Origin of the sequence: Streptomyces sp. NPDC001848, from assembly GCF_042891915.1 — a bacterium.
Taxonomy (GTDB): Bacteria; Actinomycetota; Actinomycetes; order Streptomycetales; family Streptomycetaceae; genus Streptomyces.
This window is the reverse complement of record NZ_JBIATP010000011.1, coordinates 29,421-42,016: the sequence shown is the minus strand read 5'-3', so window position 1 is coordinate 42,016 and position 12,596 is coordinate 29,421. Positions and strand designations below refer to the sequence as shown.

The 12,596-nt window shown below is 72.0% G+C and carries 11 protein-coding genes; 9 read left to right on the top strand and 2 right to left on the bottom strand.

Going from position 1 to position 12,596, the window contains the following annotated elements:
• Positions 1-167: 167 nt before the first annotated feature.
• The 3 genes from ACFYZJ_RS22965 to ACFYZJ_RS22955 all read left to right on the top strand — a co-directional run bounded on the left by ACFYZJ_RS22965 (position 168) and on the right by ACFYZJ_RS22955 (position 2,500).
• On the top strand, positions 168-1,361 hold the full coding sequence (locus ACFYZJ_RS22965) for a glycerophosphodiester phosphodiesterase (RefSeq protein WP_388570846.1): 1,194 nt from the start codon (positions 168-170) through the stop codon (positions 1,359-1,361).
• An 89-nt stretch (positions 1,362-1,450) separates the two neighbouring features.
• A complete protein-coding gene (locus ACFYZJ_RS22960) occupies positions 1,451-1,957 on the top strand; it encodes a sigma-70 family RNA polymerase sigma factor (protein ID WP_388570844.1) in 507 nt (168 codons plus the stop codon).
• A 45-nt stretch (positions 1,958-2,002) separates the two neighbouring features.
• Positions 2,003-2,500, top strand: a complete 498-nt coding sequence (locus ACFYZJ_RS22955) for a GNAT family N-acetyltransferase (protein WP_388570842.1) — start codon at positions 2,003-2,005, stop codon at positions 2,498-2,500.
• Here ACFYZJ_RS22955 and ACFYZJ_RS22950 read toward each other — a convergent pair.
• Positions 2,490-2,906 carry a hypothetical protein gene (locus tag ACFYZJ_RS22950; protein WP_388570840.1) on the bottom strand — a complete coding sequence of 139 codons (417 nt, stop codon included), beginning with the start codon at positions 2,904-2,906 and terminating at the stop codon, positions 2,490-2,492. The two genes, ACFYZJ_RS22955 and ACFYZJ_RS22950, sit on opposite strands and share 11 nt — an antisense overlap.
• 1 nt (position 2,907) lies before the next feature.
• On the bottom strand, positions 2,908-3,267 hold the full coding sequence (locus ACFYZJ_RS22945) for a hypothetical protein (protein WP_388570838.1): 360 nt from the start codon (positions 3,265-3,267) through the stop codon (positions 2,908-2,910).
• Between the two features lie 453 nt (positions 3,268-3,720).
• On the opposite strand from ACFYZJ_RS22945, the gene ACFYZJ_RS22940 reads away from it, so the two are divergent.
• The 6 genes from ACFYZJ_RS22940 to cobT all read left to right on the top strand — a co-directional run bounded on the left by ACFYZJ_RS22940 (position 3,721) and on the right by cobT (position 12,469).
• The gene (locus ACFYZJ_RS22940; protein WP_388570836.1) at positions 3,721-4,755 is read left to right on the top strand and encodes a methionine ABC transporter ATP-binding protein; all 1,035 of its coding nucleotides are present in this window, start codon (positions 3,721-3,723) and stop codon (positions 4,753-4,755) included.
• The gene (locus tag ACFYZJ_RS22935) at positions 4,752-5,489 is read left to right on the top strand and encodes a methionine ABC transporter permease (RefSeq protein WP_388570834.1); all 738 of its coding nucleotides are present in this window, start codon (positions 4,752-4,754) and stop codon (positions 5,487-5,489) included. Before ACFYZJ_RS22940 ends, ACFYZJ_RS22935 begins: the two co-directional genes overlap by 4 nt.
• Before the next feature lie 95 nt (positions 5,490-5,584).
• The gene (locus ACFYZJ_RS22930; protein WP_388570832.1) at positions 5,585-6,418 is read left to right on the top strand and encodes a MetQ/NlpA family ABC transporter substrate-binding protein; all 834 of its coding nucleotides are present in this window, start codon (positions 5,585-5,587) and stop codon (positions 6,416-6,418) included.
• Between the two features lie 166 nt (positions 6,419-6,584).
• On the top strand, positions 6,585-7,223 hold the full coding sequence (locus ACFYZJ_RS22925; protein ID WP_388570830.1) for a GNAT family N-acetyltransferase: 639 nt from the start codon (positions 6,585-6,587) through the stop codon (positions 7,221-7,223).
• Positions 7,224-7,350: 127 nt separating this feature from the next.
• Positions 7,351-8,559, top strand: a complete 1,209-nt coding sequence (cbiE, locus tag ACFYZJ_RS22920; protein WP_388570828.1) for a precorrin-6y C5,15-methyltransferase (decarboxylating) subunit CbiE — start codon at positions 7,351-7,353, stop codon at positions 8,557-8,559.
• Between the two features lie 343 nt (positions 8,560-8,902).
• Positions 8,903-12,469 carry a nicotinate-nucleotide--dimethylbenzimidazole phosphoribosyltransferase gene (gene cobT, locus ACFYZJ_RS22915; RefSeq protein WP_388570826.1) on the top strand — a complete coding sequence of 1,189 codons (3,567 nt, stop codon included), beginning with the start codon at positions 8,903-8,905 and terminating at the stop codon, positions 12,467-12,469.
• Positions 12,470-12,596: the final 127 nt, after the last annotated feature.

The following is a 12,596-nucleotide window of genomic DNA, read 5'->3' as shown; positions in this document are numbered from 1 at the left end:
CCGCACCGACGGGTGACGGGCCATCAGTCCGCGTATCCACCAACGCCCTCACCATGCACCCGGGAGGACGGTCCGCGTCCGCCGCGCGTTCCCGCACATGTCTCCCGGTCGTCACGCGTCCGCACCTACGATCGAGCCGCTTCGAGCAGGTGTGGCGGGAGGAACCCATGGGCACGCAGGAGTCTTTCGAGCAAGGGCAAGCGCAAGGGCAAGGACGGAGCCAGGGCCGGGGGGCGGGTCGGCGGGCGCTCCTCGGTGCGGCGGTGCTCGGCGCCGGCGGAGCGGTCCTCGGACTGCCGGGGGCCGCGAGAGCGGAGGGGCGGCACACGGGCGGCGGGCTGAAGGGCCTGCCCGTGCCGACGATCATCGGTCACCGCGGGGCCAGCGGCTATCGTCCCGAGCACACGTTCGGCTCCTACAACCTGGCCCTCGACCTGGGCGCCGACATCGTGGAGGCCGGTGACCTGGTGCCCACCAAGGACGGCCACCTGGTGTGCCGGCACGAGCCCGAGATCGGCGGGACCACCGACGTCGCCGACCACCCCGAGTTCGCGAGCCGCAAGACCACCAAGATCCTGGACGGTGTCCCCACCACCGGCTGGTTCACCGAGGACTTCACGCTCGCCGAGCTGAAGACGCTGCGCGCCGTCGAGCGCATCCCCGCCACCCGCCAGCACAACACCCTTTACAACGGCCGCTGGGGCATCCCCACCTTCGAAGAGGTCCTGAAGTGGCAGGACGAGCAGACCCGCAGGCGCGGCAAGCAGGTCTGGATCTACCCCGAGACCAAGCACCCCACGTACTTCCGCAAGCAGGGCCTCGACATGGAGCAGCTGCTCTCCGAGGCCCTGCGCAAGCACGGCAGGGACAAGAAGAACTCGCCGGTCGTCATCCAGTCCTTCGAGCCGACCAGCATCCAGCGCCTGAACAAGCTCGTCGACAACCCGCTCGTGGTGCTCCTGTCCGCCGCGAACACCCGCCCCTTCGACTTCGTCGAGGCGGGCGACCCGCGCACGGTCGCCGACCTCATCACCCCGAAGGGCCTGAAAGAGATCGCGTCCTACGCCCAGGGCATCGGCCCCACCCTCGACCTGGTCATCCCGAAGGACGCCAAGGGCAACCTCACCAAGCCCTCCACGCTCGTCGCCGACGCGCACGCCGCGGGCCTGATCCTGCACCCGTACACGATGCGCGACGAGAACACCTTCCTGCCCACGAACTTCCAGAAGGGCACGGACCCGACGGCCTACGGCGACGTCTTCGGCGCCTTCAAGACCTACTTCGCGACCGGCATCGACGGCGTCTTCACCGACAACGCCGACACCGGCGTGCTCGCCCGCGAGGACTTCCTGCGCCGCTGAGCGGTCAGCACGCGACAGACGTACCCCGATCGGGGGGACTCCCGTCCGCCCCGGCAACCCGGCGCCTGGGCGGACGCGTCCCGTCGCGTATGAGGCACGAGATGGTCAGCACCCTGCGTCCGCTGCTCGCCGCCGAGGCGTCGGCGGAGGCGCACGCGGCCGGGATGGAGCCGGGCGATCTGGAACAGGCGGTGTGGCTCCGGCTCCTGGAGCGGCTCCAGGCCGACCGGCCGCTCGTCGACCCGCAGGAATGGCTGCGCCGCGCCGTCCGTCTGGAGGCACGCCGTGGCCGACGCGCCGCCCGCCTCGAACAGCCGTACCGCGGTGACCCGGCCGACGACACGCGACCCGGCCCCGAGCAGCAGGCCCTCCTCGCGGCCCGCCGCCGGGCACTGCACGCCGCCGTGCGCCGCCTCCCCGGCCGCTGTCCGCGCCTCATGGCGGCGTTGCTCTCCCCGCAGGACCTGACCTACCGGGAGATCGCAGGGGAGTTGGGTATCTCACAGGGTAGTCTCGGCCCGGAACGCTCCAAATGCCTGGGATGTCTGCGTCGATTGCTCGCGGCGGAGGTTGCGGCCCTCGAACCGCGGGGATAGGAGTGAGGGACGACCGGTGATCAGGTGAGCGGGAGGCGTGCGCACATGGGCATGAGCGTGACCATCTCTGTGGCGACCGAGCAGGACGCCGAGCAGATCTTCAGGCTGCAGTACCTGTGCTTCCAGAGTGAGGCCGCGCTGTACGGCAACTACCGCATCGACCCGCTCGTCCAGACCCTGGACTCGGTCCGCGAGGAGGTCGCCTCGGACTGCGTCTTCGTGGCCCGGCTCGGCGAGGAGGTGGTCGGCTCGGTACGCGGCCGCGTGACGGAGGACGGGGCCGCCTCGATCGGCAAGCTCTGCGTCCACCCGCGGCTGCAGGGTCACGGCATCGGCGCCCGGTTGCTGCGCGCGGCGGAGGCGGCGCTGGTGGAGCAGCACGGCGCGAAGAAGTTCCGCCTCAGCGCCGGCCACCGCAGCGAGGGCAATCTGCGCCTGTACCGCCGGGTCGGCTACGAGACGGTGGGCACCGCTCAGGGAGCGGACGGCGTACCGATGATCGTCCTGGAGAAGCCGGCGGGTACGTACGCGACTACGGCGTGACGCTGCGGGACTTCCGCAGCCAGTACATCGCGGACAGCGGCAGCAGCACCGGAATGAAGACGTACCCCATGCCGTAGTCGGACCACACGGTCGCGTCCGGGAAGGCGGACGGCTCGAGGAGCGTCCAGGTACCGACCGTCAGCACACCCGCGAGCTCGGCGGCGCAGCACACCAGCGCCGCCTTGCGGGCTGTCTCCCCGCCGCGCACCAGCGAGTACGTGATGAACCCGTAGACCAGCCCGGCAACCGCCGAGAGCGTGTAGGCGAGAGGTGCCCGGTCGAACTCCGTGGCGATCTGGAACACCGAGCGCGACACCGCACCGACGACCATCACCCCGTAGAACCAGACGAGCAGCATCCCCGGCCCGCTGATGAGCCGCTTCGGCCTTTGTTCGACGGCCGTCATCTCAGCCTCCCCAGATGTCATAGAGCCGCACCTCCAGCACGGCGAGCACCACTCCGCCGGCCGCGACCGTCACCGAACCCCACCGTGTGCGCTCCGCCAGCGACATGAACCCCGCCGCCGGGATGCACGCGAAGGCGCCCAGCAGATACGCCACGAAGATCGTCGTGCCCTGCGCCGGCTTCTCGCCCCGCGTCAGCTGGACGATGCCGACGGCCAGCTGGACCAGGGCCAGCAGCGTCACCACGGCCATGCCGATGAAGTGCCAGTCCTTCGTGGGCTGGTCACGGTGGGCGGCCCAGCCGCACCAGGCGGCGAGCAGCAGCGCGGCGACACCGGTCGCCAGCGTCAGGGCGTCAAGCATGCAGCGACCCTATTACGGGCCAAAAGCACCGATGTTCCCGCCCCCGGCTGGGCCGACCACGGCGCCGCCCCACCCGCCGTGGCGTTGACCACAACCAGTGCGATCCGTCCGCTATTCGGACAGTCGTGTCAGGTCGCGGCTTCGTGTCTGCTTTACTTGCACCCATGACCACGACGAGCTGCCGCACCGTTGCGACCGAGGCGACCATGACGCCCGGTGCTCGTTGTATGTGTCGAATGTGCGCCTGCTAGAGGGCCCCCGCACCACCCGGAGTCCCGCGCCCCGAAGCGAGACCGTCGTGGAATGTCCGTACGCACGCGTCGTACGCGACCGACCCCCGCGCACACGTTCTCCGCGGTTCCATCGCCCTTGCGAGAACCGTGCCGCGTCGCCATGCACGCACCCGTGCCCGGCGCACACCCACGCCCTGCACTCGACAGTGACGGAAACCCAGTGATCACCACATCGGGCCTGACCAAGGTCTACCGTTCGCGCGGCCGCGAGGTGACCGCCCTCGACGGCGTCGACCTGCACGTACGCGAGGGCGAGGTGTACGGCGTCATCGGCCAGTCCGGCGCCGGCAAGTCCTCGCTCATCCGCTGCGTCAACCTCCTGGAGCGCCCCACCTCCGGCACGGTCACCGTGGCCGGCCAGGACCTCACCGCGCTCGCCGGCCGCGGGGCACGCGCCGGCAAGGACCTCCGCGCGGCGCGCAACCGGATAGGCATGGTCTTCCAGCACTTCAACCTGCTGTCCTCGCGCACCGTCCAGGACAACGTCGAGCTGCCCCTGGAGATCCTCGGCAAGTCCGGGAAGGAACGTTCCCGTAAGGCCCTGGAACTCCTCGACCTGGTCGGTCTCGCCGACAAGGCCAAGGCCTACCCGGCCCAGCTCTCCGGCGGCCAGAAGCAGCGCGTCGGCATCGCCCGCGCCCTCGCCGGCGACCCCAAGGTGCTGCTCTCCGACGAGGCGACCAGCGCCCTCGACCCGGAGACCACCCGCTCCATCCTCCAACTGCTGCGCGACCTCAACCGGCAGCTCGGCCTGACCGTCCTGCTCATCACCCACGAGATGGACGTCGTCAAGAGCGTCTGCGACTCGGCCGCCCTGATGGACAAGGGTCGCATCGTCGAGTCGGGCACGGTCGGCGAGCTGCTCGCCACCCCGGGCTCCCAGCTGGCCTCCGCGCTCTTCCCGGTCGGCGGCGACGCCTCCGGCGACGACCGGACCGTCGTCGACGTCACCTTCCAGGGCGAGGCCGCCACGCAGCCCGTCATCTCCCAGCTGTCCCGCACCTACAACATCGACATCTCGATCCTGGGCGCCGCCATCGACACCGTCGGCGGTCTCCAGGTCGGCCGGATGCGCATCGAACTGCCCGGCCGCTACGAGGACAACGTCGTGCCGATCGGCTTCCTGCGCGAGCAGGGCCTGCAGATCGACGTGGTGGGCCAGGAGGCCCCGCTGGTGAAGGAAGGTGCCAGGTGACCTGGACCGAGATGCAGCCCCTGCTGTCCCAGGCCTCGTGGGACACCCTCTACATGGTCGGCTGGTCCACCCTCATCGCCGTCGTCGGCGGCCTGCCGCTCGGCGTGCTGCTGGTGCTGACCGACCGTGGCGGACTGCTTCAGAACATCGTGGCCAACAAGGTCCTCGGGCAGGTCGTGAACATCGCCCGCTCGATGCCGTTCATCATCCTGATGGTCGCGCTGATGAGCTTCACGCGCTGGGTCACGGGGACGACGATCGGCCGCGAGGCCGCCATCGTGCCGCTCGCCATCGGCGCCATCCCCTTCTTCGCACGCCTCGTCGAGACGGCTGTCCGCGAAGTGGACGGCGGGCTGGTCGAGGCCGTGCAGGCGATGGGCGGCAACACCTGGACCGTCGTGCGCAAGGTCCTCGTACCGGAGGCCCTGCCCTCCCTGATCTCCTCCGCGACCACCACCGTCGTCGCCCTCATCGGCTACTCCGCGATGGCCGGCACGGTCGGCGCCGGCGGTCTCGGCGACATCGCCATCCGCTACGGCTACCAGCGCTTCGAGACCCAGCTGATGTGGATCACCGTGGCGGTCCTGGCCGTCGTCATCTCGCTCATCCAGTTCGCCGGCGACTTCGCTGCCCGCGCCCTGCACCGCCGCGGCGGCCGCTCCGGACCGGCGCCGAAGCTGCGGCTGCTGAAGGCGAAGGAGCCCGCGGCGGCCGATGTGCGCAAGGTCGCCTGAGCCGCGCCACGCCCACAGTCCTGACCCGCCGTATCCCCGGAACTCCCCGTACACCCATGACGGGGTCGCACCACCCATAAGGAAAGGCACTTTTCGTGCGTAACACCGCCAAGATCACCACTGCCGTCCTCGCCGCGGGAGCCCTCATCTTCGGGCTCAGCGCCTGTGGCTCCGGCCAGAGCACCTCCGCCTCCTCCGGCTCCGACGGCCCGCTCGTCGTCGCCGCGAGCCCCACCCCGCACGCCGAGATCCTGAACTTCGTCAAGGACAACCTGGCCAAGAAGGCGGGCCTCGACCTCCAGGTCAAGGAGTTCACCGACTACGTCACGCCGAACACGGCGACCGAGGACGGGTCGGTCGGTGCCAACTACTTCCAGAACCAGCCGTACCTCGACGACTTCAACAAGAAGAACGGCACCCACATCGTGCCGGTCGTCACGGTGCACCTGGAGCCGCTCGGCCTGTACTCGCACAAGATCAAGAAGGCCGACGAGCTGAAGAGCGGTGCGACCGTCGCCGTCCCGAACGACACCGTCAACGAGGCGCGTGCGCTGAAGCTGCTCGCCGCGAACGGACTCATCACGCTCAAGAGCGGCGTGGGCAACGAGGCGACCCCCCAGGACATCGCCAAGAACCCGAAGAACCTCAAGTTCAAGGAGCTGGAGGCGGCACAGACCCCGCGCTCCCTGGACGACGTGGACGCCGCGGTGATCAACGGCAACTACGCCATCTCCTCCGGCCTGAAGCCCGCCAAGGACGCCCTCGTCCTGGAGTCCGCGAAGAACAACCCCTACGGCAACTTCCTCGCGGTCAAGAAGGGCAACGAGAACGACCCGCGGGTCAAGAAGCTGGCCAAGCTCCTCGTCTCGCCCGAGGTGAAGAAGTTCATCGAGGACAAGTACCAGGGGTCGGTCATCCCGTCCTTCTGACCCCGTCCCTCGGCAGCCGCCGACGCCGCGTACGCCGCGTATCGCCACGCACGGGGTCCGCTCCCTCACCGGGTGTGGACCCCGTGGTGCGTTTCGCCGCCTCCATGCTGCATGCTGGGCAGTTCAGCAGGCCCTGACGGTTTTTCGAAGGTTACGGAGCGGCGCAATGACGAGCACCTTCCCCAACGTCTCCATCAGCACGGAGCGGTTGGTCCTGCGCCCTCTCGACGAGGATGACGTCCCCGCGCTGGCCGAGATGATGAACGACGAGCTGGTCGGCGCCTGGACCGACGTGCCCCAGCCGTTCACCGAGGAGGGTGCCCGCGCCTGGATCACCGAGTACGCGCCCGCCGAGCGGGCCGCGGGCCGCGGCCTCGACCTCGCCGTCACCGAGTTCCTCACCCAGCGCCTGGTGGGCGTCATCCAGCTCACCAGGACCAACTGGCATGTGCGGTCCACCGAACTGTCCTACATCATCGCCCCCTGGGCGCGCGGCGAGGGCTACGCCTCCGAAGCCGCGCTCGCGACCGCCCAATGGCTCTTCGGCGACCAGAAGTTCGAGCGGATCGAACTGCGTACCGCGGCCGACAACACCGCCTCCCAGCAGGTCGCCCAGAAGATCGGCTGCATCAGCGAGGGGGTCCTGCGCAACGCCTGCATAGCGCGCGTCCGTGCGGAGGACGGCACCTGGACGGACGTGCGGACCGACTTCATCGTGTGGAGCCTGCTGCCCGAGGACCTCGACGGGGTCAGTGACGAACTGGCCGACAGCGGGGGTTTCACCTCGTTCCCGAACTGGAACTGACAGCGAGGGACCGCTCCCACGGACCCATCCCGGGGCGAGTGCACCCAGCCGAACGGGATACCCTCACGGAGCCCGCCGTACGGGCTGCCCCCTGACGACCTGCACGAAAACCTGGAGACTGACGACGATGGCCGACCGGGTCACGGTGATCGGCTGGGACGGCTCGCCGCTGACCGCCGCGGCGCGCTCCGCCCTCGGGGCCGCCACGCTCGTCGCCGGCGCGGCCCACCACCTCACCCTGCCCGAAGTGCCTCCGAGCGCCGAGCGCATCCGCCTCGGCAGTGTCGCCCTCGCCGCCCGCCGCATCGCCGCCCACCGCGGCACCGCCGTCGTCCTCGCCGACGGCGACCCCGGCTTCTTCGGTGTCGTACGCACCCTGCGCGCCCCCGAGTACGGCCTGGAGGTCGAAGTCGTCCCCGCCGTCTCCTCCGTGGCCGCAGCTTTCGCGCGCGCCGGGATGCCCTGGGATGACGCACAGGTGGTCGTCGCACATAGCCGCACCCTGCGACGCGCGGTCAACGTATGCCGCGCCCACACCAAAGTCGCGGTCCTCACCTCACCGGGCGCCGGACCCGCCGAACTCGGACTGCTCCTCGACGGCGTCCATCGCACCTTCGTCATCTGCGAGGAGCTGGGCACCGAACGGGAACAGGTCACCGTCGTCACCTCCGACAAGGCCGCCGACCACACCTGGCGCGACCCCAACGTCGTCATCGTCATCGGCGGACCCGTCACCGCGGCCGACGGCGGCTGGATCGCCGGCCGTGACCCAGGCGCCGACCCGCGCGGCTGGGCGCTGCCCGCCGAGGCGTACGGCGGCGGGCTCGGCGAAGGGGAGACGGACCTGCTGCGCGCCACCCAACTCGCCCGGCTCGGCCCCCGGGTGGGCGACCTGGTGTGGGACATCGGCAGCGGCAGCGGCGCGTTCGCGGTGGAGGCCGCCCGCTGCGGGGCCGCCGTCATCGCCGTCGACCAGGACCCCGACGCATGCGGCCGGACCACGGCCGCCGCACGCCAGTTCGGCGTCCAGCTCCAGGTCGTGCACGGCACCGCCCCGCACATCCTGGAGAACCTGCCGGAACCGGACGTCGTCCGCGTCGGCGGCGGGGGAGTGGCGGTCGTCTCCGCCGTCGCCGACCGCCGCCCGCAGCGCATCGTCACCCATGCCGCGACCCGCGACGCGGCCGAACTCGTCGGCAGGGACCTCACGGAACACGGGTACGACGTCGAGTGCGCCCTGCTGCAGTCCGTCGAACTCGACACGCGGGCCTGGACGGAGAAGGAGCGGAGCGTTGCGTTCCTGCTCAGCGGCCGATTGGCCGAACGCTCCCCGTGATCCGGTTGTCGTACCGGCGCGGTAGGCTGGCCGACCGTCGTACCGTACTCGGGTGATCCGGCATTCGTCAGCCAATGTCCGGAAAGCGCACCCCTTTTGGGGTGGGGGCGGTACGGCCGGACCGGAGGGCGCGCAACGTGGCGCAGTCCACAGCGGACCGTCGCGGATCACCCTGTCGCGACGGCGGAACGACCGCGACAATGCCGTTCAATGGCTTTGTCGTCATTGTGGGCGGGTCGTTCGTGCCGCTGGGCACGCACGCTCGTTCTTCACTGCGGGCGGTCGGCGCGCCGTTCCGGGCCAGCTGGTCGTAGAAGCACTAACCGATGGGCGAGGGGTACGCATGACCGACACCGGCCAGGTCCCGGGCGAGGGGCTGCCGGAGAACGCAGGCATGGTGGAGCAGCCGGGCGTCCTCACGCCGGGCGCGTACACCTACCTCGACCCTTCCGACGGCGCTCCCGAGGACGACGACCTGCTCCTGATGCCGGGCCAGCAGGGCGCGTGGGGCAACGAGATGCCGCAGCACGCCCCGGCTCCGGCGCCGTATCCCCACGAGCCCGGTCCGCACGAGGCGGCCGGCCGGGACAGCGGCGCCATCGACGTCGGCGCGGTCCGTACGCCGCCTCCGGCGCCCGCGCCGCAGCCGACGTCGCCGCGCCGCCCGCTGCATCTCGGCCCGCCCATCCCGGACACCTCCGCGAGCCCGGTGCGCACGCTCTCCGACCGCGGCCCGGCGGACGCCCCGATGCGCCCCTCGGGCCCGCCCACGACCGGGCCCGAGTACCTCGACGTGCCACAGCCGGGGGACAACTCCCCGCAGGGAGCGGTGCCGTGGGGGCCTCCGCCGCAGCAGCACGCCGTGCCGCCGGTGGGCGACGAGGGGACGGCCGCAGAAACGGTCGTGCCGGCACCGGCGCCCGAACCGGTGGGGACGGCTCAGCCGACCACCCCCCCGGTCGCTCCGGAGGCCGCGCCCGTGACCGCCGAGGCCACGCCTCAGGTCCCGCACGGCTCCGACCCGCTGGTCGACCCTGCGCCGCAGCACGTGCCGCAGCCGTCGCCCGAGGCGCCGCAGGTCGCGCACGGCGGGCCGGCTCCGGAGGGTGCGCTCGACGGGCCCGAGGAAGGCCGGGCCGACGACGCCGGGCACGCCCTGCCGCACGGGGCGCGGAACGACGGCTCCCAGGGGGACGGGTTGCAGCACGACGGCTCGCAGCTTCCCGGAGCCGTACCGGCGCACGACGCCCCACCGGCGCAGGACGGGACGCCCGCAGGGGTCGTCCCGCAGATCCCGGACGCCGCGCCCGTGGCGGATGCCGCCCAGGACTTCGGGCCCGTACCGCCCGTGGACGGCGAGCCGCACCTCGGCGTGGCCGCGCCCGCGGCCGAGGCGGGTGCGGCCCGGCAGACCGCGGAGGCCCCTGTCCCGGAGCCCGTCGCGCACCCGGCGGCTCCCGCCGAGGACCACGGACCCGTCGCCGGTACCCCGGCCGAGCACTCCCACGACCAGGGTCAGGCCCCGGCCGAGCAGGTCCAGGACCCCAGCCGGATCCCTGCCGTGGCATCGGCACCGGACCGGCAGGCGCCCCTGGCGGACACCGAGGCCCGCACCCCTGACGCCCCGGGCCTCGCCGAGCCCGCGCCGCAGCAGGCTCCTGAGGAGGCGCAGCCCGCGGTCGCCGAGCCCGCACAGGCCGTGCCGGAGGACGGCCCCACCCAGGCGCACGATCCGCAGCAGCCGGGCGGCGAGCAGACCGCCGCACCCGCCGTGCCCGCCGAAGCGCCCGCCGCCCCGGCCGCCGTGCCGGCCGACGCCCCTGCGGAGCTCCAGGCGGACCAGTCGTTCGGCCGGTTCGTGCCCGTCGAGGGCACCGTGCCGACCACCCCGCACCTGGCTCCCACCCCACCGCACGCCCTGACCGTGCCGCCGCTGCCCGCCCAGGAGCAGCCGCCCGCCGAGGAATCCGCTCCGGCCGCAGCGCAGCGGGAGGAGCCGGCGGTACAGGAGCCCGTCGCCATGGTCCCCGGCCCCCGCGAGGGCGAGGCACCCGCCCCGGAGCCGCAGGCGGAGGAAGCGGAGCCCGTCGTCGCACAGCAGGCGGACGACCTGGACACCAGGGCCGCCGACCAGGAGGAGAGCACGGCCGCAGTGGAAGAAGCACGACAGTCCACCGGCCCGGCGGCGCCCGGATACGACGACGCCGAGCGCGAGGCCGTCCTGCGCGTGATGCGCGAGCGCCGCGACATCCGCAACGGCTTCCGCAGCGACCCGATCCCGCACGACGTGCTGCTGCGCGTCCTGGAGGCCGCCCACACGGCGCCCTCCGTGGGCCACTCCCAGCCCTGGGACTTCGTCGTCATCCGCTCCGCCGAGACGCGCCGCACGATGCACGAACTGGCCATGCGTCAGCGCGAGGCGTACGCCAAGTCGCTGCCCAAGGGCCGGGCGAAGCAGTTCAAGGAACTGAAGATCGAGGCCATCCTCGACACGCCGGTGAACATCGTGGTCACCGCCGACCCCACCCGCGGCGGTCGCCACACCCTCGGCCGGCACACCCAGCCGCAGATGGCCCCGTACTCCTCCGCGCTCGCCGTCGAGAACCTGTGGCTCGCCGCCCGTGCCGAGGGCCTCGGCGTCGGCTGGGTCAGCTTCTTCGACGAGCGCGAGATGGTCCGCGCCCTCGGCCTGCCCGAGCACCTGGAGGTCGTGGCGTACCTGTGCGTCGGGTATGTCGACGAGTTCCCGGAGGAGCCCGAGCTGATGCAGGCGGGCTGGTCCAAGCGCCGCCCGCTGTCCTGGGTCGTGCACGAGGAGACGTACGGCCGTCGCGCGCTGCCCGGCGAGGAGCCGCACGACCTGCTCGCGGAGACCGTCGCCGGCATCCGCCCGCTGGACGCCAAGGCGCTCGGCGAGGCCTGGGAGCGGCAGAAGCGGATGACCAAGCCCGCGGGCGCGCTCGGCATGTTGGAGATCATCTCCGCCCAGCTGTCCGGGCTGTCCCGGCAGTGCCCGCCGCCGATCCCGGAGCCCGCGGCCGTCGCCATCTTCGCGGGCGACCACGGCGTGCACGCCCAGGGCGTCACCCCCTGGCCCCAGGAGGTGACGGGCCAGATGGTCGCCAACTTCCTCGGCGGCGGCGCGGTCTGCAACGCCTTCGCGAACCAGGTCGGTGCCGAGGTCTGCGTGGTCGACGTGGGCGTGGCCGCCGACCTGCCCGCCACTCCCGGTCTGCTGCCGCGCAAGGTCCGCGCCGGCACGGCCGACATGACCACCGGCCCCGCGCTCACCCGCGAGGAGGTCAAGCAGGCGATCGAGGTCGGTATCGAGACGGCCCGCGACCTGGTGGCGGCCGGCAACAGGGCGCTGCTCACCGGCGAGATGGGCATCGCGAACACGACGGCCTCGGCAGCCCTGATCGCGGTCTACACGGACACGGACCCGTCCGAGGTGACGGGCCGCGGCACCGGCATCAACGACGAGACGCTGGCCCGCAAGACGGAGGTCGTGCGCCGCGCCATCGAACTCCACCAGCCGGACCCGGCCGACCCGATCGGTGTCCTCGCGGCGTTCGGTGGCCTGGAGCACGCGGCGATGGTGGGCCTGCTGCTCGGCGGCGCGTCCCTGCGCACGCCGGTCATCCTGGACGGCGTCAGCGCGGGTGCCGCCGCCCTGGTGGCGCGCGCTATCGCTCCCGAGGTTCTCGCGGCCTGCATCGCCGGCCACCGCAGCGCCGAGCCCGGCCACGTGGCCGCCCTGAACAAGCTGGGCCTGCGCCCCCTGGTCGACCTGGACCTCCGCCTGGGCGAGGGCACGGGAGCCCTGCTGGCCCTGCCGCTGGTGCAGAGCGCGGCGAGGGCGATGCACGAGGTGGCGACGTTCGACTCGGCCGGAGTCACCGAGAAGTAGGACGGCTCCGCATCGGAGCGCAGGGGCGGCCCACCCTTCGACCGGATGAGCCGCCCCTGCCGTCCGCAGCTTAGAATCCGCACGTCAGGCCCCTCCAAAGCCGCAGAGGCCGCCGTCCCCACCGCCG

Bases quoted from the DNA above. Each gene is read 5' to 3' on its own strand.
- ACFYZJ_RS22965 (WP_388570846.1), top strand. From the start codon at position 168: ATGGGCACGCAGGAGTCTTTCGAGCAAGGGCAAGCGCAAGGGCAAGGA.
- ACFYZJ_RS22960 (WP_388570844.1), top strand. From the start codon at position 1,451: ATGAGGCACGAGATGGTCAGCACCCTGCGTCCGCTGCTCGCCGCCGAG.
- ACFYZJ_RS22955 (WP_388570842.1), top strand. From the start codon at position 2,003: ATGGGCATGAGCGTGACCATCTCTGTGGCGACCGAGCAGGACGCCGAG.
- ACFYZJ_RS22950 (WP_388570840.1), bottom strand. From the start codon at position 2,906: ATGACGGCCGTCGAACAAAGGCCGAAGCGGCTCATCAGCGGGCCGGGG.
- ACFYZJ_RS22945 (WP_388570838.1), bottom strand. From the start codon at position 3,267: ATGCTTGACGCCCTGACGCTGGCGACCGGTGTCGCCGCGCTGCTGCTC.
- ACFYZJ_RS22925 (WP_388570830.1), top strand. From the start codon at position 6,585: ATGACGAGCACCTTCCCCAACGTCTCCATCAGCACGGAGCGGTTGGTC.
- cbiE (WP_388570828.1), top strand. From the start codon at position 7,351: ATGGCCGACCGGGTCACGGTGATCGGCTGGGACGGCTCGCCGCTGACC.
- cobT (WP_388570826.1), top strand. From the start codon at position 8,903: ATGACCGACACCGGCCAGGTCCCGGGCGAGGGGCTGCCGGAGAACGCA.